Raw genomic sequence first — 19142 nt, 5'->3', positions numbered from 1 at the left:
CCCGCCCCCGTGGCGGGTTCGTCGTATCTGGACCGAAGAATGACCCCGCCCAACATGCGAGACGGCATGGTCGTCATGCCGCGCGAGGAATTCGAGAAGCTGCTCGAGCAGGCCGCCGAGCGAGGCGCCAGGCGGGCCCTGGCCGACGTCGGCCTCGACGGCGAAGACGCAGCCCACGACATCCGCGAGCTGCGCGGTCTGCTCGAGGCCTTCAACACCGCCAAGCACACCGCCTGGCAGACCCTGATCCGCATCACCACCACCGGCCTCATCCTGGCGCTGATGGCCGGTGCCGCCGTGAAACTCAAGCTCTTTGGAGGACAGTGACCATGCTGACGCTACTTGGCAGCCTGCTGGGATTCATATCCAGCGCCTTTCCCGACCTGCTCAAGCTCTGGCAGGACCACCAGGACCGCAAGCACGAACTGGCCATCCTCGACCGCCAGATGGAACAGATGCGGCTGGGCCACACCCAGCGCCTGGAGGAGATCGCCGTCGAGGCGGACATCGCCGAGAGCAAGGCCCTCTACAAGCACGACAGCCGGCCATCGGGCGTCAAATGGGTGGACGGACTGCGTGCCTCCGTGCGCCCGGTAATCACCTACGCCTTCTTCCTGTTGTTCACTGCGGTGAAGCTCAGCGCCCTGCATGCCCTGATGGCCGACGAAGGCCTCGCATTCACCATCGCCTTGCCCCGGATCTGGGACCCGGAGACCCAGGCCCTTTTCGCGGCCGTCATGAGCTTCTGGTTCGGCCAGCGGGCCCTGGCCAAGGCGCGGGGCAAGTGAGATGCGGCACATCACCCAGGAAGACCTGGAGCTCATCAAGCGGTTCGAGAGGTTCAGTCCTACGATCTACATCTGCCCGGCGGGCTATCCGACCATCGGTTATGGCCATGTGGTGCAGGAGGGGGAGTGGAAACGATTCGAGGACGGCATCAATGAGCAAGAGGCGGAGGAACTTCTGCAAAGGGACGTACGATGGGCCGAGGGGGGCGTGCTGCGGCTGATCGACGTACCACTTACTGACGGCCAGTTCGACGCGCTGGTATCTTTCACCTTCAACCTTGGCACCGGGGCACTTCAGCGGTCCACCTTACGGCGGAAGGTGAACCGGGAGGAGCATGCCCAGGTGCCAAGGGAGTTCATGCGGTGGGTGTGGGCGGGAGGACGTCGTCTTCAAGGGCTCATTAAACGCCGCACTGCTGAGGCAGCAAATTACTCTTCATTGGCCTATTGAACAATCCATTCCCTGCATAATACTTCTGCCTGCTCAAGAACCAATTCGGTTGCCCGCTCCTGTTTATCCGGTGGGTATCCGAACCGCCGCAGAATCCGCTTGACCATGACGCGAATCTTGGCGCGGGCGTTTTCCCGCTGGGTCCAATCCACGGTGACGCTGCGTCGGACCGATTGCACCAGTTCCTGGGCAATCTTTTTCAGGGTTTCGTCACCCAGCACCTTCACCGCGCTGTCATTGACCTCGAGAGCGTCATAGAAGGCGATCTCGTCCTCGGAAAGCCCCAGATTCTCGCCCCGCCTCGAAGCTTCCCGCATTTCCTTCGCCAGATTGATCAGCTCCTCGATCACCTCTGCGGCAGCAATGGCGCGGTTGTGATACTTGTTGACTGCCTCCTCCAGCATTTCCGAGAAGGCGCGCGCTTGGACGACATTCTTGCGCATGCGGGTGCGGATTTCGTCGTTGAGCAGCTTCTTGAGCAGTTCCAGCGCGAGGTTGCGCTGGGGCAGTTCCCGTACTTCGGCCAGAAATTCGTCGGAGAGAATGGAGATGTCCGGTTTGTCCAGGCCGGCGGCAGCGAAGATGTCCACCACCTCGGTGCTGGATACGGCCCGGGAAATCAGTTGCCGGACGGCGGCCTCCATCTCCTCCGGTGAACGCTCGGCGTTGCTCACCGTGGCCTTCACCAGGTTGGCGCGGATCTCCTGGAACAAGCCCACTTCGTCACGTATGGCCAGTGCCTCGTCGTGGGGCACCGCCAGGGCAAAGGCCTTTGACAAGGCGGTGACAGCCTGGAGATAGCGTTTCTTGCCGTCTTCCTGTGCCAGGATGAATTCCATCGCCTGTGCAATCCCGCTCATACGTTCGGCTGTCGGCGCGGAAAGCAACGCTCGATAGTCGAAGCCGTGCAGCAGCCCGCACACGACCTCGTATTTTTCCTTCATCACCGCCACCGCCTCGTTCTGGTCGAGTGTGGCCTGCCCCTTGCCCCCACTGGCCGTGTAGGTGGCCAGCGCACGCTTGAGCGAGTCCGCTAGGCCCAGGTAGTCCACCACCAGGCCTCCCGGCTTGTCCCGGAAAACGCGGTTGACCCGGGCGATCGCCTGCATCAGATTGTGCCCGCTCATGGGCTTGTCCAGATACATGGTGTGCATGCAGGGCGCGTCGAAGCCGGTGAGCCACATGTCGCGCACGATCACCAGTTGCAGTTCGTCATCGGGATCCTTGAAGCGCTTGGCCAGGGCCTCCCGGCCCGCCTTGTTACGGATATGCTTCTGCCAGTCGAGATGGTCGGTGGCCGATCCCGACATCACCACCTTGATCCGGCCCTTGTCATCTTCATTGCTGTGCCATTCGGGGCGCAGTCGGGTGATGGCGTCGTACATCTCCACACAGATACGGCGGCTCATGCAGACGATCATCGCCTTACCCACCATTGCCTCCTGCCGGCGCTCGAAATGTTCCACCAGATCCTTTGCGATGAGCTCAATGCGCCTGGGCGCGCCGACTAGCGCCTCCAGCGAGGCCCATTTGCTGCGCAGGCGCTGTTTGCTGATTTCCTCCTCCTCGGCCTCGGTGATGTCCTCGAATTCCGCATCCAGGTGTGGCTTTTCCGATTCATCCAGTTCGATTCGGGCCAGTCGGCTCTCGTAGTAGATGGGCACAGTGGCGCCATCCTCCACGGCCCGCAGGATGTCATAGCGGTCGATGTAGTCGCCGAAAACGGCAGGCGTGCTGCGATCGTCCTTTTCGATGGGGGTGCCGGTAAAACCGATGAAGGAGGCATTGGGCAGGGCGTCGTGCATGTGACGGGCGAAGCCGTCGATGAAGTCATACTGGCTGCGGTGGGCCTCATCAGCAATCACCACGATGTTGCGCCGCTCGGAAAGCAGCGGGTAGGTGTCTCCCTTCTTCTCAGGCAGGAACTTCTGAATGGTGGTGAAGATCACCCCGCCCGAGGCTACTTTCAGCAATTCACGTAGTTTGGCCCGGCTTTCCGCCTGGACTGGCGTCTGGCGTAGCAGCAGCCGGTTGGCGGCGAAGGTGCCAAAGAGCTGATCGTCCAGGTCATTGCGGTCCGTAATGACAAGGATGGTCGGGTTCTCCATGTAGGGATGGCGGATCACCTTGCTGGCGTAGAACAGCATGGAGAGGCTCTTGCCCGAGCCCTGGGTGTGCCAGACCACACCGATGCGGTGGTCGCCGAACTGGCGGTGGTATTGACCGCGTTCATCCTCGACCCGGAACGGGTCACCCTGTTCCGCCTCCAGGAACCGCCCGTAATGGATGCCGGCAGGGGCCTCGATACCGCAGGCCTCCAGGGTAAAGCCCACCGCCTTGTTGACCGCATGGTACTGGTGGTAACCGGCTGCCTTCTTGGCGATACGACCGGTGTCGCCACCGTCGTCCTCGAAGGTGATGAAATTCAGGAAATAGTCCTGGAACCGGGTGGGATCGAACATGCCCCTGAGCAGCGTGGTCAGCCCCGGCTGCACCTCGCCATCGGTCTGCTTCTCGTTGCCGGGCTCTCGGTACAGATCGGTGCCGTCGATGGTGCGCCAGGGCATGAACCGGTCCCAGCCCGCTGTCAGGGTCCCGAAGCGGGCCTGCATGCCGTCGGAAATCACGAGCAGCGCGTTGTACACGAACAGCGAGGGGATCTGCTCCTTATAGGTCTGCAACTGGTTGAAGGCATGGCGCAGGGTGGCGTTCTCGTCAGCCGGGTTCTTCAGCTCGATCACCGCCAGCGGCAGGCCATTGACGAACAGCACGATGTCCGGCCGCCGCTCGTGTTTGTTCTCGATCACGGTGAACTGGTTGACCGCCAGCCAGTCGTTGTTGGCGGGATTTTCCATATCCACCAGCCAGACCTTGCCGTGACGCTCTCCCTCAGGAGCCATCCAGGAGACATCCACCCCGTCGGTGAGCATCTGGTGGAAACGGCGGTTGTTCTCGATGAGCGCGGGGCTCTCGGGCGTGAGTACCTTGCGGGTGGCTTCCTCAATGGCCGCCTGTGGTAATCCAGCATTGATGCGCGTCAGGGCGCTGCGGAGCCGTTCCACGAGCACTACATCGCCGTAGCTGGCCGCGGGGTCACGCTCGGGGTTGGGGCCGTCGAAGGCGATGTCCGGGCCATGGGCGACATTGAAGCCCAGCGCCTCGAACTGGGAGAGGGCCATCTGCTCAATACTGTCCTCGGTGGTCTTCGTGTTCATAAGTTATTGTTTATGAAAAAATAGTCTGTTTCATCCGGGGATTTCTTATCTAGGACAGCAGAAGATTCCATTCCTTCGGAGCTTGAAATCTCGGGCGCCAGAGCTCATCCTGTGTTCAAAGGACTGGGGATTCCCGGTCGACAATTGGCCTCGATGGAAGCATCAGGGCCTTTTGTTTTTCAAGGGAAGCATTTCAACCCCCACCCATCCCGCCGGCCATTCCCATCACAGTAGAACTTCTGGTGGAATGGCCGCCACATCCAGCCCTTCGATCCCCGCCGCTCGCACCACATATTCTCCACTCATGCGCTACGCTCCAGAACAAACCGCGCCCGTTCGTGCCGCAGCATCTCGAAGGGCGTCATCACCTTGAGTCCAACCCCCACGCATACATTGGGGATCTTGACCTTGTTCAGCGTATCTGCGGGGCGCTCGTGGGTCACCACGACGAAATCGCCGGTCAGGGCGTGGGCGATGAGCCAATAGTCCGCCACCTGAAAGAAGGTGTTCTTGGCGTCCGGCGTGTAGCCGTTGTCGTTCACCCAGTTGGTCACCTGACCCATGGCGGTGAAAATGCCGCTATCCGGCTTGAGGAAGAATCGCTCATCCTGTGCCTTGGCCCATTCGGCCAGTTCATCGTCGCCCGCCTCGATCTCGTCCTTGACCTTGTCGATACTGAAGACCTGCCCGGCCTGGTTGCGGTCGATCAACCAGTCCCAGAAGGCCGGGCAGAAATCCAGGCCGTAGTGCAGATTGTTGGCCGCCATGAAGACATTGGCATCCAGCAAATACCTCATCCCTCAACTCCCAGCCGCCGCGCCTCCTCGTAGAAGGTCTTGCTCTTTCGCACGCCAAGCAGGCGGAAGGCGTCGGTGAAGGGGGTCTGTCCCTCCAGGGTGCTGACGATCACCGCCCGCGCCAGGCGCTTGCCGACATGGGCGCCCAGGGTGTTGTAGAAATCACCGCCCGGGCCCGCGGGCACGAGCCGTTTCAGTCGTTCCAGCTCCGCTTGCCAGGTGGCGTCCAGGGTTTCACGGTCGATACGGCCCGCATCGAACAGCCGCCGCAGGATGACCAGGGTGCTGACCTTGAAGTGCCGTGCCAGCCGTTGCAGCGTATCGGGCAGGGGCTCCTGCTCGACCAACGCGGCCTGTACCGCTTCCAGAGGCGCCAGCAGTTCCGCCGCGACCGCGTTGCACCAGCGCTCGGTCTGCTCGTCGGGCGCAATGCGCGCTTCGCTGTTGGAAACACCGGAGGCACCCAGCCACAGATGGGCCAGCTCATGGGCCAGGGTAAACATCTGCGCCGCCTTGCTGTCCTTGCCGTTGATAAACACCAGCGGCGCCCGTTCATCGGCCAGGGCAAAGCCGCGAAACTCCGAAACGTCCAGCGGCCGGCGCGTATTGCTGCCGACAATGCCGCTGACCATCACCAGCACCCCGGCCGCCTCGGCCAGGCGGATGAATTCCCGCAGCGCCTCGGTCCAGGTGGCCATCCGGCGGCGGGCCTCGATATCAAAGTCGAGCTGTTGGCGCATGTGGTCCGCCACATTAGCGGGCGGATCCTCCAGGGTTGCCGAGCCAATGAAAGCCACAGGTGGCTCGCCTTGCAGGCGGGCGTGGTCCCGATACCAGCTCTGGCGTTGCTGGCACAGATAGATCGTCTCCAGCAGATCGACGCTGGGTGGCCGGTTGCGGGCCGCCGGCAAGGTGCGGAAATCCGGAATCGGCAGCGCCTCTTCCGGCGGCTCGGGCAGAAAGAAATAACCAATGGCCGTATGGGTGGCGCGGGCGAAATCCTCGAGCTGATTCAGGGTAGGTTGCAAGCGGCCCTCGAGCCAGTCGCCCAGCTTTTTGAAGCGGCCGGACAAGCCCTCCGGCGTGCGGCCGGAGCGGCGCAGTGCCCAGTGCAACAGTTCAGGGTTGACCGGCACCCGCAGGCTCACAGGGCATCCTCCAGTAGTTTTTCTGCATCCGGCACGCGCAGCTCGCCGGAGATGAGTTTGGGGAGGAGGGTGTCGCGGAGTTTTGCTAATGTCTGCATTTCATCCTCATTTGTTCGGATGTTCTCATCTATTGGGTAGGCGAGATTTTCGAAAATGGTGATAATATCCGGCGTCACTTTCATACTGGACAGACTCTGGAATTGCTTCTTATTGATTGAGCCAAAAACCGTTCCCTCTGCTTCAAATCTTTTGAATCGTTCTCTCAAGAATTGCATCGCATAATATGTATACGATCGACTACCTGACTTATGACGCACGGCAGCCACCCCACGACCAATACAACATGTTTCATAGGCCATATTGATGTCACCAACAGGCGCTCGCACACTCACGAGTGTATCGTCTTCATTTGCAATTCGAGTCGGGGATGTGCAATACACACGGAGCGAAGGATAGCGAAATCCGAAATCTCGCCGCCCTTGGAAAAAAGGCATTCCATTGCCGTTCTCGTTGTATGTTGTTCCCGGTGGTGACTGCCCCATTGTTAAATCAAATTCAGCGCCGATAGTAGACAAATTCCACCCCTCCGGTATCGGCCCCAGTTCGGAGTCCTGGAAGCGATCGGGGAACTGGCGCAGGGTGTCTGCGGGCAGGCTTAAGCGCTCGGGATTGTCGCGGTAGTGGGCGGCGCGTTGGGCGAATTTTTCGGGGACGGGGTTGCCGGCGCGAAGGGCGTTGACCACCACCGGATCGAAGTCGATGAACCAGCTCTTGAACAGCGCCTGAGCCATGGCCTCCAGCGTTTCGTTCATCTTCCGGTTTAGCTCGATCTTGTCGTCCAGCGTGCCCAGGATGTGGGCAATGGCGCGTTGTTCGGATAGACTTTCAGGGACTGGTGCAAGAAATTTAGCTAGGGAATCAGCAGGGACACGCTGGCGACCTGAGCTGCCAGTCATCTGCGAAATAGCAAACTGGCGAAATTCTTCCCACTTCGTCAAGTAGTAGGCGTAATCGTTATCAGTTATCCCTTCTCGTCCCCGGATTACGATGAATTCGGTTGATCCGAACGCTGGGCCGTCAACGCCTTCTGAAGGGATGTACCGAGCTATCTTCCCATTTTCTAGGCAAGGAGTGATTCTTGCCATCAAGGTGTCAAAGGGCATGAATCGTGCGCCACCACTTTTAAATTCCCTGAACTCCGACTCAGATGCGCCACGGCTCGATGATTCGACAGCCTTCATGTCCACAAAGGGATATATTTTTCCCCTCTGTAGTGGAACAGAAGGGTTCACCTCTACTGCTTCGGTAAAGGGGAGGTAATTCCATTTATTCCCCATACCCCAACACCTCCAGGTTCTTCTTGATTGTGGCTTCCAGCGCGTCACTCTTGGCGAACTGCTCATAGAGCTGCGCGGTCAGTTCGGCCATTTTCTCCTCGAAGGGCACGCCATCGTCTTCCTGTTCCTCGGCGCCTACGTAGCGGCCCGGGGTGAGCACATAGCCATGCCCCTTGATGTCCTCCAGCGTCGCGGATTGCCACCAGCCGGGCTTGTCTTCGTATTCGCCGCCTTCGCTTCGCCAGGCATGATAGACACCGGCGATGGTGTCGATGTCTTCCGCGGTCAGTTCCCGGTGCACCCGATCCACCAGTTGCCCCATGCGGCGGGCGTCGATAAAGAGCGTCTCGCCGCTGCGGTCGCGGTAGCCTCGTTTGGGGTCGGCCTTCTTGTTGCGGGCAAGGAACCAGAGACAGACCGGAATCTGGGTGGTGTAGAAGAGCTGGCCCGGCAGGGCGATGATGCAGTCCACCAGGTCGTCCTCGATAATCCCCTTGCGGATGGCCAGCTCCGCGGTGGTGGAGGTGGACATGGAGCCGTTGGCCATGACGAAGCCGGCGATGCCGTTGGGCCCCAGGTGGTGGATGAAGTGCTGGATCCAGGCGTAGTTGGCGTTGTTCGCCGGCGGTACGCCGTATTTCCAGCGCACGTCCTCCTTGAGGCGTTCGCCGCCCCAGTCGGACATGTTAAAGGGCGGATTGGCGAGGATGTAGTCGGCCTTCAGATCCTTGTGCAGATCGTTGTGAAAGCTGTCGGCCTGATGGGGGCCGAGGTCGGCGTCGATGCCGCGGATGGCGAGGTTCATCCTGGCCAGCTTCCAGGTGGTGGGGTTGGACTCCTGGCCATAGACGGCAATGTCGCCCAGCCGGCCGCCGTGTTCCTCGACGAACTTCTCGCTCTGCACGAACATGCCGCCGGAGCCGCAGCAGGGGTCGTACACGCGGCCCTTGTAGGGCTCGATCATCTGCACCAGCAGTTGCACCACGCACTGGGGGGTGTAGAACTCACCGCCCCCCTTGCCCTCGGCGGCAGCGAAGCGCCCGAGGAAGTATTCGTAGACCCGGCCCAGCGGGTCCCTGACGCCGGATTCCCTGGCCTTCAGGTCGATGTCGCCCACCAGCTTGACCAGCTCGCCAAGGCGGGTCTTGTCCAGGGTGGGCCGGGAGTAGTCCTTGGGCAGCACGCCCTTGAGGCTGGGGTTTTCCCGCTCGATGGCGGTCATGGCCTCGTCGATCACCTTGCCGATGGTGGGCTGGGGCGCCTGGGCCTGGATCTTCTCCCAGCGGGCTTCGGGCGGCACCCAGAAGATGTTGTCGGCGAGGTATTCGTCGCGGTCTTCCGGGTCGGTGTATTCCGTCTCCGCCGTGGCGGCCAGCTCGTCGTACTTGTGTTGGAAGGCGTCGGAAATGTACTTGAGGAAAATCAGCCCCAGCACCACGTGCTTGTATTCCGATGCATCCATGTGGCCGCGCAGCTTGTCGGCCATCTCCCACAGCTTGCTCTCGAAGCCCAGGTTGGCGCCATTGTTGGCCTTGCTCATTCCTTCCTCCCATGACATGAACCGCAAAAGCCGGAAGGGCCTGTACTCCCTTCCGGCACAAAATCGGGACTGGCGTCAGCGCCTGGATGCGTTGCTCTGCTGCTTGATCCAGTGATCGATATCCGCCCGGGTAAAACGCCACGCGCCGCCTACCTTAAAAGCAGGGATCTTCTTCTCCGCCACCAGCCGGTAGATGGTGCGCTTGCCGACCTTCAGATACTTGGCCACTTCGTCTAAGGTGAATATCTCACCGATTTTCTCGGACATAGGACTTGCCGTTGACGGGATCTCGACCGGTAATTTTGGCAATCATACGACAACGAAAGGCATATTGAAACAGTAGCTTAGCTGGATGTGGCTGAGCGCAGGCAGGACTCCTCGTAGGCTTCGATATCCACAAGGCGATAGAGGATACGCCCCGGTAATTTCAATTAGTTGGGAGTGTAGCCCTGGTGGCTGACCAAGGGGGCTACTTCCCAACCATCATCCGGACTGCGAGGCCCAGCGGCAGCTTTCCGGGCCGAAGGCGAAGCTCACCGTTGACGACACAATATTTCAGCCCCTCGTTGGTATACCGGAACTCGGGCGGGATACGGAGGCTGAGCAGGTCGCCACGGACTTCGGCGTCGGCCGTGTGCCACTCTGGATCCGACAGGCTTACCGGTGGAGCGGAGCGAGAGATTGCTGGTGGTTCTGCGTCGTCGGCTTCTCCAGGGGGTGCTGCACGTTGTCTTGAGCGGGTGGATTCGTAAAGATGTTCGGCCTCGTACTCGAGAATATCCTCAACCCGATAGACCACCCGCCCGCCGATCTTGATGTATCTTGGCCCCCAGCCAATCGAGCGCCACCGTTCGAGCGTGCGGGCGGAGATTCCCCAGTATTCGGCCAGCTGCTGCTGGTTCATGTGGCTGACCATAGCGTGCTTGTGCTTCATGGCTCTGTCCTCCTGCAGTCCGTTCAGGCGCCATGAAGGCTCATAAGGCATTGAAAGGCAAGTTGATCCGAGCCAGAGGGGGAATGACGGCCGATGAGTATTTGCGTATTCAAGCGGTGCGGGCTGTTGGCTACCAGTGGGCGTTCTCGTAAGACGGCACTGGATGGTAAGGTCTGGTTCGTCAACGATTTCTATGAGAGATGCCTTCCCACCGAACTCCGCCACCCCCACTCGGAGGCCCTCGCTGGTCCGCAAAAACCGACACGGACCCGATCTGGAAGGAAGGACAGGATATTGAAAAGGTAGGAGTTACTCGCTTGCTCTACCAGATGGCAAGCGTACCTTGGAGGGATCCTGGAGCATTGTAACGCCCATTTGTCAAATTTCCACCTTGGCGGCTAGTGCGTAACCCCTCGTAATCCTTTCGGTTTTCCGTGGCGGCGGCTGGCTACTGGTGGATACCTGAGATGAAGATTTCGTTTTGCAGACCGAATTCAATGGAGGCGAGGTTTCCTTTAGTCAGAAAACTCCGTTTGAAGGTACGCTTCCACCGCCAAAAGATAGAAGAACCCCCGGCGGTCGCCTGAACCACCGGGGTTTTTTCGTGCTCAATCCTCTCCCTCGAACTCCGCGCTATCGAACTTCAGCACATTGCAGTTTTCCTTGACGATGCGCTGAAGTGACTCATCGAAGCCTTCCTTGCTCTGCGCCTGAATCTCGACCGAGATTTTCACATCCACACCTGGCTTGGCGGTGAACTGCTGCACGACTTCATCGATGAGGGTGGCGAAATCCATCTTGGCCTTGATCGGATCGAGGGTGACCGTGCCGTAAAACTGCTTTTTGACGGAAGCAGCTTTGCTGCCGATCCCTTTGTCACCAGGCCGGCCTGGTGTTTTCTCTTCCTCTTTCTTGGAACGACGGTCGCCTTCTTCTGTGTGAGGCTGCCTGATTGACTCGATCCTCTCGCGCCAGGCCAGCGCCGCTTCCCGCTCGATGAGCAGCGAAGATTCGGTCAACTGGATCGAAGCAGGCTGCCCGAAGACAAAACCAAGATAGCGGTCACCCTCCTTGCCGGAGGCAAAGCCGAAATAGTCCTCGGTCTCGACCCCCTTGGCGATGGCGTCCCGAAAGACTTGGTCGTTGAGCAGGCGGGGCAGATAGAGATAATGGCAGCTGTCCTGCCAGACCTTGAGGGCGCTCACTTCCGTGACGTCATCCTTGAAATACCATTGTTTGAGCAGATGGCGCAGGTGAATGGGCGACCATTCGTAAATCACCCACTCCTCCTCCCGGAGCTTGTCCTCGATCGCCTCGACGAGATTGGGTGCGGTGGACGGGATCGGAACTGCTTCCCAGTCCAGTTGCGGCTTGCCCTTGACGAACTCCTCGACCGGGGCGATCAGCCATTTCCAGGTCTCCCGAATCAACTGATCCAGGGCCTGGTCGGCGTTGTCCCGGCTGCGCTTGGACTGGTTGAGATGGGAGATGTCCTGATTGAGGACGCCGCTTTCGATATCGGTGACGATGGAATCCCAGGCCAGAAAAGTCTTGGCCTGATCTTTGGTCCGCCCGAGCACGTCAAAGTCCGGCGCCAGAAAGACCAGCCGGTTCTGTTTTTGCCGCGGTTGATCGCCACGATTGCGCAATATTTCCACGGCGGCCGCGAACGCCGGATTGTCGGCGCTGCGACTGTATGGCGCATCGGGAGATAGCACCACCAACCTTGGACCGCTGCCGTATTCGTCGGGAATGTCGCTTGAGGGGGTAAACACATGGATACCGGCAAAATGGTGGTTACGACCGAACATCCGGGTCAGCCGGCGCTGGAGCAGTTCCTCCATTTCCCGACGGTCCACGTTCCGCTTGCGGCTCTCCATCTCCCGGCGCAGGTTGGGCTTGGTGTCGAACCAGTAGCGGTCGCGGTCCGCATAGAGGTAATGGAGGCGGTCGCGCAGACGCTTGAGCACGTCCTCGAACACCCCGATCGTTTGCCCCGGCTGGACGGCGCCGAGGAGGATGCGGCGGGTTTCGATGCCGCGGACCGCCTGGTTGGCCGCCGCCGGCGCGCTGCCGAGGAAGATGGTGCGGGCGGTCCGGCGCGCTGCCTGCACGCTGCCGAAGCGGGTGTCGTGGCCGTCGATTTCGGCCGGCACCGAGTGGGGCCGTCAACCTCACGTTCGATCACCGCTTCCCAGCCCTGGGGCAGGTAATGGATGCTCTTGGTGCGTACGTTGGGGTCGTCCAGCGGCAGGGTGCCCGGCATGATGAGGGCGTCGCGGTTGTCGCTGTTCCAGAGGCGGTGGATTACGATGGCCAGGTACTGGAGGACGCCGCGGGTGCGCTGGAATTTCTCCAGGGTGGACCAGTCCTCGTAGAGGCGGTCGAAGATCTCCGGGTGAATGGGGTAGGAGCGACAAAGGCGCTCGAAATACGCGTTGGACTGGGTTTCCACCGGGAACTTGTCGCCATGCTGGCGGTAGAAGTCGGCGAACCGGCGGCAGATCTCCGCCACTTCATCCCGGTCGCCGGGGTTCTCGAACAGGCGCCGGCGGACGATCTCGAAGGCCTCCTCGGTGGCCACCGGTTTCCACACCGACTCCACCCGTGCGAAATACTTCTCCAGCGCTTCCAGGGCTCGCTGGCCCATGGTTCCTCCTGCCTCCACCTCCGACTCGGGAAGGGAGGCCAGCAGGATGGCGTTGGGGACGGCCTTCATGGCTTCGGTGAGGGCCTGGATGAAGCTCACGTTGCTGTCGAAGGTGCCGGCGGGATAGCTTTTGCCGATCTCCAGCTGGCGGATGAAGGCCACCAACTCGTCCATCAGGATCACGCAGGGGGCGGCCTGGCGGATCAGCTCGGTCAGGCGTTCCTTGCCCGGCGAGGTGCCGTCCCGGTCGCTGGCGGCGAGCTGCTCGAAACCGGCCTCCCCCAACAGCTGCCAGGCCATCTCGCCCCACAGGGTGTTGATGGTGTGCCTGCCGTACCGGCGGGGCTGGCTGGGCGAAAGCTTGATGCCGTCGATCACCGCCACCCGGGCTGCGGGCAAGTCGGTGATGCCGGCCTCGTCTAGCAGCGGCGGAATCCCGGCAAGGCGGGCGGTGGGCACCTTGCGTGAGGCCAGGTGATAGACCGCCAGCAGGGTGTGGGTCTTTCCGCCGCCAAAGGCGGTCTGCAGCTGAATCACCGGATCGCCCCCCTGCCCCGCCAGGCGCTGGGCCACCGAGATCAAGAGCAGGCGCATGCCCTCGGTGATATAAGTGCGGGCGAAGAACTGCTCGGCGTCCTGGTATTCTGCCGGTGCTGTGCCGCTGGCCACCTGAGTGATGTCGGCGGCGAACTCCGACTGTTTGAAGGTGCCGGCCAGGACGTCTTTGTGAGGGGTGGCGATCTCGCGCCAGGGTTTCAGGGACATGATTCAGGTTCCTGTACTGACTTTTTCGGTTGCAGCACGATGTGGTTGCTGCGGATGTTTTCCCGGAACGATTCGGGCAAATCGTCCCACAGAAACAGATCCACCCGGAAAGGGAGATCGCTTTCTTCGAAGGCCTCCCGCAGCTCCGCCACCGCCCGGCGGTGTTCCGCGCCGGCCAGAACGACCAGATCCAGGTCGGAGGCCGGGCGGGCCTTGCCGGTGACGCGCGACCCGTAAGCCCAGACTTCCACGCCGTCCAAATGACGCTGTAACAAGGCGCGGATCAGGGCTTCCTGCGCCGGGGTCAGCTGGAGGGGCATTTTCCCCCTCCGCTGGTCAAGGTGCGATACAAGGCCTTGGCGTCGCGGATGAACGCCTCCATCACCGCCAAGGCGGCCTTGGCCTTTTCGCCGCTGTAATCATCGGCGGTGGCGATGCGTACATTGGCGTATTCTATCCAACGCTCGATGGGGCTCGGCAACAGGGCGTTTTCGTTGGCGAGGCGAAACACCGGCTTGGGGCTGTTCGGCACCTCCGGCAGGCCCAGCGCTTCCTGAAGGTAACGTCTGAGCACCTTCCACAGGCAGTCATAGCAGGTCTCGAAACGCTGGATAACCGATTCCGCCACCGCCTCGTGCATCCAGTCCGGCAGCTTCGGGTCCAGCGTCTGGAGATGCCCGTACTGGGATTCCAGAAGCGCCAAGGCGCGTTTGAATTTGCCGAAGTCGATCATAGGTTCAGTCCCTGCTGCTCGCCCCTGTGGCCCACCTCGTGGGAAGCGGTGACGATGGCATGCCAGGACTGGATCAGTTCGTTGTAGGCATAGGCGTCCTGATATTCGGCTAGTGCGGTGCCGCTGGCCACCTGGGTGATGTCCGCGGCGAACTCCGACTGCTTGAAGGTGCCGGCGAGGACGTCTTTGTGGGGTGTGGCGATTTCACGCCAGGGTTTCAGGGACATATTCCAATACCTGTGACAGTCCAGTTCATGGTGCGGTGCAGCCTGTGTCGATTGACAACAAGCGGATGAGGATCGATCGCCCCGATCTTTTGCTTCAACTTCTGCTGGAGCTTCGCCGGATCTGCCGCCGTGGGGAACAGTTTTGAACGATTTGTTGGCTGCTCAAGATGCAAGACGACCCTCAGGCGCCTCTTTTGCAGTGCGCGCCGGGCCAAATTTTTTTCGGCGGCCTCATTAGCATTGAGTTTCGCGGCGACGATACCGGCGAGGGTGTCGCGCACCTTGAGGGCAATCTCGTCGGCCAGATCTATTGTCTTGATCGTGGGATGGCGGCGATAGTCCTTGACTTCAATCAACCAAGTCTCATCGCCATCCACAAAGATAAAGTCGACGGCCTTGTTTCCGTTACAGATTTTCTCGAACTGAGCCCGGTAGAAACTCCATTCATCATATTTGGTTGCATCGTCTCCGTCGAAGTCGAATTGCAGCCGTCCCTCCGTTAAGCTCGTCACCGCTGGCCCTCCATTTCCATGTAGCGGTCGGATTGCTGGAGCTCCTCATCGAGCAGGACCAATGTCTCCAGCTCCTCGACGGCATCACCCTGTTCCACATCGACTCCCGCTTCACCGGGTGTCAGCGCGAAATAGCGGGACCGGAGTCGGGAGAAATGCTTTTCTTTGGAAAGCACCTCGAACTCGCGCAGCAGAAACAATGAATGCGTCGCCACGAATACCTGAATCCCTTCACGACACAGCTCCAGAATGGCACGGGCAACCAGGCGAATCAGACGTGGGTTCAGGGTTGTTTCCGGCTCGTCCCAGAACAAGACGCCTTTATCCAACAGGGAACCCGTGGCGATCAGCCGAATCAACATGGCCAGTTTCCGCAGCCCTTCAGCCACCAAGGGCATTTCCATGTTCCCCTGGCCTGGTATCTTGAGGTAGAAACGCCCGTTCTTGTCCAGCACCACCTTGCCGCCGATGGCTTCCTCCAGCGGCACAAGCAATCGCGCCGCCCTTTTCTCCCGCGGCCCTTTCAGCGTCGGGCGACCCAGTAGGAGGCAGGTGTCCCGATAGGTCTCCTCAAATTCGAGATAATGACTCTCATACAAAGGCACGAAGCCTGGATAAAGGGTCATCAGCTCGCGCGTGGGCAGAAAGACAGGCGCTTTCTTCTGCCATTGGGCAGGCAGTTGCTCTATGTTGACCTCGCTCTTGCTGTTCGTTGAAAAGCTCAACTCGCAATTCAGCGCAGGGTCATCGAAGTCGAAGCGCAGTTCGCAGCGTTCCCTGCCTTGGCGGCGACGCGACAGGCGTCCAAGGGTTTCGGGGCGCAAGACATGCACCAATTTGTCGGCATAGGCCACCCTATTACCCGTATCTTCCCCCTTCTCATAGGAATCAATGTCTTATCCGTTTTCTCTGAGGGAACTTGATCTCGGCCGCCCGGATGGCGGTCACGGCCTCCACGTAGGCGCTCAGTTTGGTCATGCCCTGCCACAGGGCTTTGGGACCGGGCGGGGGATCGTTCTTGCGCCCCAGCCAGCCGCCAAAGCCGGCCACGATGCGGACGATGGTGCCCAAATCCGGCGGCGTCGCGGGCGGCGGGGTGCGATGGTGGATGGCCCAGGCGGTCTGCCATTCTTCGACAGAGAACACCACTTCACAGCACCACTCGGGATGTTCCCGCCCGAGCGTCATCAGCATCAGGATGCGCCAGGCGACGATCAGATACAGCACCAGGGCCCGTTCCAGGCGTTCCCGGGTGCGAAGTTGCAGGGCTTCGATGCGGCAGCCGCTTTTGAGGATGCGGAAGTAGACCTCGATCCACCACCGTTTGCGGTACCATTCGATGCGCGCTCTGGCCTGTTCCAGGGTGGTGATTTCTTCGTTGGTGATCAGGCACCATTCGACCGCTTCCTGGCCTTCGGGGGGCGCCTCTTCCCGGGCCAGGATGACGGTGACTTGGGGACCCGGGCCGCTTCGGGTCTTCAGTTCGAGCCGGGCGAGCCGGATTGTTTGTGTGACCTGCCGGGCCGGGCGGTTGCCGCCGGCCGGCAGGTCAAAGGCGATCGTCCCCAACACCGGCTGGGCTTCGACCGCGGCCCGCAGTTTGCCATCGAGGGGGTCATTGAGCTTACGGTCGTGCTGCACCCGGATCAGGTAATCGGCGGCAAAGCCCAGCTGTTCGGCCCGGTCGATCAGGGCCCGAAGGTCACCTTCGCGGTCGGCGACATACACCAGCCGGGTCTCGGGCGCCAGGGCGGCCATCTCGGCCACCCGCTCATAACCTTCCACCCAACGCAGGCTTTCGGCCAGGTCCGGTTCCCCCTTGGGCAAACGCGCCCAGTGCCAGCAGTCGGTCACCCCCAGGGCCACGCCCGCCTCACTGATCACCAGCGTCGGATGCAGGTACAACCCCTGACGCTGCTCGTAATTCAGCCGTCCCAACCCCGCCATCGACGGCCGCCCGGAATAATCCAGCTCGGTGGTGTCCTGCAGGCACAGCACCCGCGACTGCTGCCGGATCCGTTCCAGGGTCGGCACACTGTGGGCCCGCAACACCTCCCGAAAATCCAGCCTGGCATTGTCCAGCAGCCGGTAGGCCGCCTTGGTCTCCGCCCAGCCACCCCCGCAAACGTTGGGAACGCTCGCCATCGGATCGTTTGCCATCGCTTCTATCACCCGGCACAGCCGCCGGTTCAGGCGGGCATCGCCCAGCGCCAGGGAAAAAATTCTTGTTCAGCCCAGCTCATGTCAACGCCTATCCAAAGAAATCAATATCTTACTACAGGGGCGAGAGATGTGGGTAATAGGGTGGGCATAGGCCTTTTGCATAACCGACTTGGTCGGCGGTTCCTTGCCATAGCGCCGCCCCTGCTCCTCGCTGGCCGCGATGACCGAGTAGATGGTTTTCAGCAGGTGAGACTTGCCGGTTCCATTCTCACCGATAACGACATTCAGGCCAGGAGAAAACTGGAGGTCTGCCGCCTGGAACACCGTCAGGTTCTTTATTTGGTAGCGTTTGAGCATAACGATTCCCTTTACAGATCCAGTTCCAGCGACTCGCCCTTGTGCCCCACCTCATGGGAAGCGGTGACGATGGCATGCCAGGCGCCGATGAGTTCGTTGTAGGCGCGGGCGTCTTCGGCTTTGCCTGCGCGTTCGCAGAGGGTGTAGAGGTGGTAGGCGAGTTGGCGCAGGGGTTCGCCCTTTTCCGGCATGCGGGCCAGCAGTTCGCCGGCGGCGGTTTCTCCTTCTTCGTTCAGGCGGCGGATCATGTGATGCAGGGCCTCCCAGACCGGGGTGCGGTCGTCGCGGGTGGGGTCCCAGCCTTGCGGGTATTCCTTCCACCGGAGCAGGCGAACCTTGCCGCCGCCGGCTTCCAGCACACCGGCCCCGGCCACGCCATCCACGCTGGTGCCTTTGGCGCGGGCGAGCACGTCGGCCTCGCCGAAGGGGCCGCTCTTCCAGCCATACTGCTCGAACCAGGCCGCGCAGAACTGGGTGTCGGCATCGAAGCTGCCGGATTCGGGCGAGAGGTATTCGGTGATGGCGCGGTTGACGAGGATGAGCGCGTCGTGCACCGTCATGCGCGAGCCGTCCTGGTTCAGCACCGCCTCGTATTGGGAATAGATCGCCATGCCGGGGCCGATGGCGGCCTGGGCCAGGTCCACCGGGGCGATGGGCGAAGCGCCCTCGGAGCCGCCGATCATCGCCTCCAGCGCCTCGGGCATCTCGCGGCGGAGCTGGCGCTGGAACTCCTTGCGGGAGATGGACTCGGCCTGCGCGGGGCGCCGGCGGCAGACGAGGACGACGGAGGAGGCCAGGGCGTTGGTGCCAATACCAATACTTCTTGCGCTCCTTTCTGTACGTAAAGGCCAGGTTCCATCTATGGTGAAACCCGCCTGAATTACGGCCTCTAGGAATGTTTCCCAGCCGGTGCTAGTGGTGCTGCCTTCCTTGGTCTCCGACTGCTTGAAGGCGTAGTAGATGGTAACCGGAAAGGCCGGATGGGCCTGCTCCGCCAGATTGTGCAGCGCCTTCTTCATCCCTTCCAGAAAGAATCGCTCGGCCTTCTCCTTGCTTCCGTGGCGATAGGGCGTGGCCACCAGCTCCTCCGCCTTGGGCACCGCCAGGGTGGCGAACAGCTCGGGGAAGACCGGCCGCAGCGCGCGGCGAAGCCAGACATAGAAGAAGTCGGACAGGTCGGCGAAGCCGATATTGTCGTAGTAGGGGGGATCGGTTGAGACGACTTTATCTTTGCTGATTGACTGGGTGGCAGCATCATACTGGGCGACGAATCCAACTGGTTTCGAAGGAGCCTGCTGCAAGAATTTGAACACCCAGGCAAGCAAGCTTTCGAAATTACCTGTCGAATTGGAAAAGACGTTGCCTTCTGCATAATTCCATGTCATAGGAATTGCTTGTCGCCCAAAGGTATTTCGAATCTTCGTATATCCCGTATCCCATCCACAAATTGTCGTGCATCTGTCTGCAAGACGATCTACCCCAAATGCCAAATACACCGCCACCGCGTCGCCATAGGCGGTGGCGC

At 60.8% G+C, this 19142-nt stretch carries 20 protein-coding genes; 3 read left to right on the top strand and 17 right to left on the bottom strand.

From position 1 onward, the window contains the following. The first annotated feature begins 39 nt into the window (after positions 1 to 39). The 3 genes from MCIT9_RS00865 to MCIT9_RS00855 are packed head-to-tail and all read left to right on the top strand — an operon-like array spanning position 40 to position 1239. On the top strand, positions 40 to 327 hold the full coding sequence (locus MCIT9_RS00865; RefSeq protein WP_317705562.1) for a DUF6127 family protein: 288 nt from the start codon (positions 40 to 42) through the stop codon (positions 325 to 327). A gap of 2 nt (positions 328 to 329) precedes the next feature. Continuing rightward, positions 330 to 788: a hypothetical protein gene (locus MCIT9_RS00860; protein ID WP_317705561.1), complete on the top strand. Its 459-nt coding sequence runs from the start codon at positions 330 to 332 to the stop codon at positions 786 to 788. Position 789: 1 nt separating this feature from the next. Further along, a complete protein-coding gene (locus tag MCIT9_RS00855) occupies positions 790 to 1239 on the top strand; it encodes a lysozyme (RefSeq protein ID WP_317705560.1) in 450 nt (149 codons plus the stop codon). Here the strand turns inward: MCIT9_RS00855 and MCIT9_RS00850 are convergent. From MCIT9_RS00850 to MCIT9_RS00770, 17 genes are all read right to left on the bottom strand, one after another. Next, positions 1233 to 4454 carry a type I restriction endonuclease subunit R gene (locus tag MCIT9_RS00850; protein WP_317705559.1) on the bottom strand — a complete coding sequence of 1074 codons (3222 nt, stop codon included), beginning with the start codon at positions 4452 to 4454 and terminating at the stop codon, positions 1233 to 1235. The two genes, MCIT9_RS00855 and MCIT9_RS00850, sit on opposite strands and share 7 nt — an antisense overlap. 302 nt (positions 4455 to 4756) lie before the next feature. Beyond that, positions 4757 to 5251 (bottom strand): DUF4411 family protein, encoded by a 495-nt coding sequence (locus tag MCIT9_RS00845; RefSeq protein ID WP_317705558.1) that lies wholly within the window; start codon positions 5249 to 5251, stop codon positions 4757 to 4759. Next, positions 5248 to 6399, bottom strand: a complete 1152-nt coding sequence (locus tag MCIT9_RS00840) for an ImmA/IrrE family metallo-endopeptidase (protein WP_317705557.1) — start codon at positions 6397 to 6399, stop codon at positions 5248 to 5250. Before MCIT9_RS00840 ends, MCIT9_RS00845 begins: the two co-directional genes overlap by 4 nt. Then, a complete protein-coding gene (locus tag MCIT9_RS00835) occupies positions 6396 to 7640 on the bottom strand; it encodes a restriction endonuclease subunit S (protein ID WP_317705556.1) in 1245 nt (414 codons plus the stop codon). The genes MCIT9_RS00840 and MCIT9_RS00835 overlap by 4 nt, the downstream gene beginning before the upstream one ends. 85 nt (positions 7641 to 7725) lie before the next feature. Continuing rightward, a complete protein-coding gene (locus MCIT9_RS00830) occupies positions 7726 to 9276 on the bottom strand; it encodes a class I SAM-dependent DNA methyltransferase (protein WP_317705555.1) in 1551 nt (516 codons plus the stop codon). A gap of 75 nt (positions 9277 to 9351) precedes the next feature. Continuing rightward, on the bottom strand, positions 9352 to 9543 hold the full coding sequence (mads1, locus tag MCIT9_RS00825; protein ID WP_317705554.1) for a methylation-associated defense system helix-turn-helix domain-containing protein MAD1: 192 nt from the start codon (positions 9541 to 9543) through the stop codon (positions 9352 to 9354). A 202-nt stretch (positions 9544 to 9745) separates the two neighbouring features. After that, complete coding sequence (locus tag MCIT9_RS00820; protein WP_317705553.1) at positions 9746 to 10210, bottom strand: helix-turn-helix transcriptional regulator; 465 nt, start codon at positions 10208 to 10210, stop codon at positions 9746 to 9748. 608 nt (positions 10211 to 10818) lie between these two features. Continuing rightward, positions 10819 to 12054 carry a hypothetical protein gene (locus MCIT9_RS00815; RefSeq protein WP_317705552.1) on the bottom strand — a complete coding sequence of 412 codons (1236 nt, stop codon included), beginning with the start codon at positions 12052 to 12054 and terminating at the stop codon, positions 10819 to 10821. Beyond that, positions 12027 to 13625, bottom strand: a complete 1599-nt coding sequence (locus tag MCIT9_RS00810) for an ATP-binding protein (RefSeq protein WP_317705551.1) — start codon at positions 13623 to 13625, stop codon at positions 12027 to 12029. The genes MCIT9_RS00815 and MCIT9_RS00810 overlap by 28 nt, the downstream gene beginning before the upstream one ends. After that, positions 13616 to 13945, bottom strand: coding sequence for a nucleotidyltransferase family protein (locus MCIT9_RS00805; RefSeq protein ID WP_317705550.1), 330 nt, complete (start codon positions 13943 to 13945; stop codon positions 13616 to 13618). The genes MCIT9_RS00810 and MCIT9_RS00805 overlap by 10 nt, the downstream gene beginning before the upstream one ends. After that, on the bottom strand, positions 13930 to 14358 hold the full coding sequence (locus MCIT9_RS00800) for a nucleotidyltransferase substrate binding protein (protein ID WP_317705549.1): 429 nt from the start codon (positions 14356 to 14358) through the stop codon (positions 13930 to 13932). Before MCIT9_RS00800 ends, MCIT9_RS00805 begins: the two co-directional genes overlap by 16 nt. Next, a complete protein-coding gene (locus MCIT9_RS00795) occupies positions 14355 to 14585 on the bottom strand; it encodes a hypothetical protein (protein WP_317705548.1) in 231 nt (76 codons plus the stop codon). Before MCIT9_RS00795 ends, MCIT9_RS00800 begins: the two co-directional genes overlap by 4 nt. Then, positions 14576 to 15097 carry a hypothetical protein gene (locus tag MCIT9_RS00790; RefSeq protein WP_317705547.1) on the bottom strand — a complete coding sequence of 174 codons (522 nt, stop codon included), beginning with the start codon at positions 15095 to 15097 and terminating at the stop codon, positions 14576 to 14578. The genes MCIT9_RS00795 and MCIT9_RS00790 overlap by 10 nt, the downstream gene beginning before the upstream one ends. Further along, positions 15094 to 15951, bottom strand: a complete 858-nt coding sequence (locus tag MCIT9_RS00785; RefSeq protein WP_317705546.1) for an AAA family ATPase — start codon at positions 15949 to 15951, stop codon at positions 15094 to 15096. Before MCIT9_RS00785 ends, MCIT9_RS00790 begins: the two co-directional genes overlap by 4 nt. Positions 15952 to 15985: 34 nt before the next feature. After that, complete coding sequence (locus MCIT9_RS00780) at positions 15986 to 17305, bottom strand: IS4 family transposase (RefSeq protein ID WP_317706674.1); 1320 nt, start codon at positions 17303 to 17305, stop codon at positions 15986 to 15988. Between the two features lie 36 nt (positions 17306 to 17341). Further along, the gene (locus tag MCIT9_RS00775; protein WP_317705545.1) at positions 17342 to 17617 is read right to left on the bottom strand and encodes an AAA family ATPase; all 276 of its coding nucleotides are present in this window, start codon (positions 17615 to 17617) and stop codon (positions 17342 to 17344) included. Positions 17618 to 17628: 11 nt separating this feature from the next. Next, complete coding sequence (locus MCIT9_RS00770; RefSeq protein ID WP_317705544.1) at positions 17629 to 18930, bottom strand: DUF1156 domain-containing protein; 1302 nt, start codon at positions 18928 to 18930, stop codon at positions 17629 to 17631. Between the last annotated feature and the right edge of the window lie 212 nt (positions 18931 to 19142).

Source organism: Methylomarinovum caldicuralii (assembly GCF_033126985.1).
In the GTDB taxonomy this organism is placed as follows: Bacteria; Pseudomonadota; Gammaproteobacteria; order Methylococcales; family Methylothermaceae; genus Methylohalobius; species Methylohalobius caldicuralii.
The sequence above is the reverse complement of the archived record's forward strand: the minus strand, read 5'-3'. Positions and strand labels throughout refer to the sequence as shown.

Coding starts and splice junctions, on each gene's coding strand:
- mads1 (WP_317705554.1), bottom strand. CDS start 9,543: ATGTCCGAGAAAATCGGTGAGATATTCACCTTAGACGAAGTGGCCAAG.
- MCIT9_RS00855 (WP_317705560.1), top strand. CDS start 790: ATGCGGCACATCACCCAGGAAGACCTGGAGCTCATCAAGCGGTTCGAG.
- MCIT9_RS00815 (WP_317705552.1), bottom strand. CDS start 12,054: ATGGAGGAACTGCTCCAGCGCCGGCTGACCCGGATGTTCGGTCGTAAC.
- MCIT9_RS00830 (WP_317705555.1), bottom strand. CDS start 9,276: ATGAGCAAGGCCAACAATGGCGCCAACCTGGGCTTCGAGAGCAAGCTG.
- MCIT9_RS00850 (WP_317705559.1), bottom strand. CDS start 4,454: ATGAACACGAAGACCACCGAGGACAGTATTGAGCAGATGGCCCTCTCC.
- MCIT9_RS00845 (WP_317705558.1), bottom strand. CDS start 5,251: ATGAGGTATTTGCTGGATGCCAATGTCTTCATGGCGGCCAACAATCTG.
- MCIT9_RS00775 (WP_317705545.1), bottom strand. CDS start 17,617: ATGCTCAAACGCTACCAAATAAAGAACCTGACGGTGTTCCAGGCGGCA.
- MCIT9_RS00800 (WP_317705549.1), bottom strand. CDS start 14,358: ATGATCGACTTCGGCAAATTCAAACGCGCCTTGGCGCTTCTGGAATCC.
- MCIT9_RS00865 (WP_317705562.1), top strand. CDS start 40: ATGACCCCGCCCAACATGCGAGACGGCATGGTCGTCATGCCGCGCGAG.
- MCIT9_RS00805 (WP_317705550.1), bottom strand. CDS start 13,945: ATGCCCCTCCAGCTGACCCCGGCGCAGGAAGCCCTGATCCGCGCCTTG.
- MCIT9_RS00860 (WP_317705561.1), top strand. CDS start 330: ATGCTGACGCTACTTGGCAGCCTGCTGGGATTCATATCCAGCGCCTTT.
- MCIT9_RS00820 (WP_317705553.1), bottom strand. CDS start 10,210: ATGAAGCACAAGCACGCTATGGTCAGCCACATGAACCAGCAGCAGCTG.
- MCIT9_RS00835 (WP_317705556.1), bottom strand. CDS start 7,640: ATGAAGGCTGTCGAATCATCGAGCCGTGGCGCATCTGAGTCGGAGTTC.
- MCIT9_RS00810 (WP_317705551.1), bottom strand. CDS start 13,625: ATGTCCCTGAAACCCTGGCGCGAGATCGCCACCCCTCACAAAGACGTC.
- MCIT9_RS00795 (WP_317705548.1), bottom strand. CDS start 14,585: ATGTCCCTGAAACCCTGGCGTGAAATCGCCACACCCCACAAAGACGTC.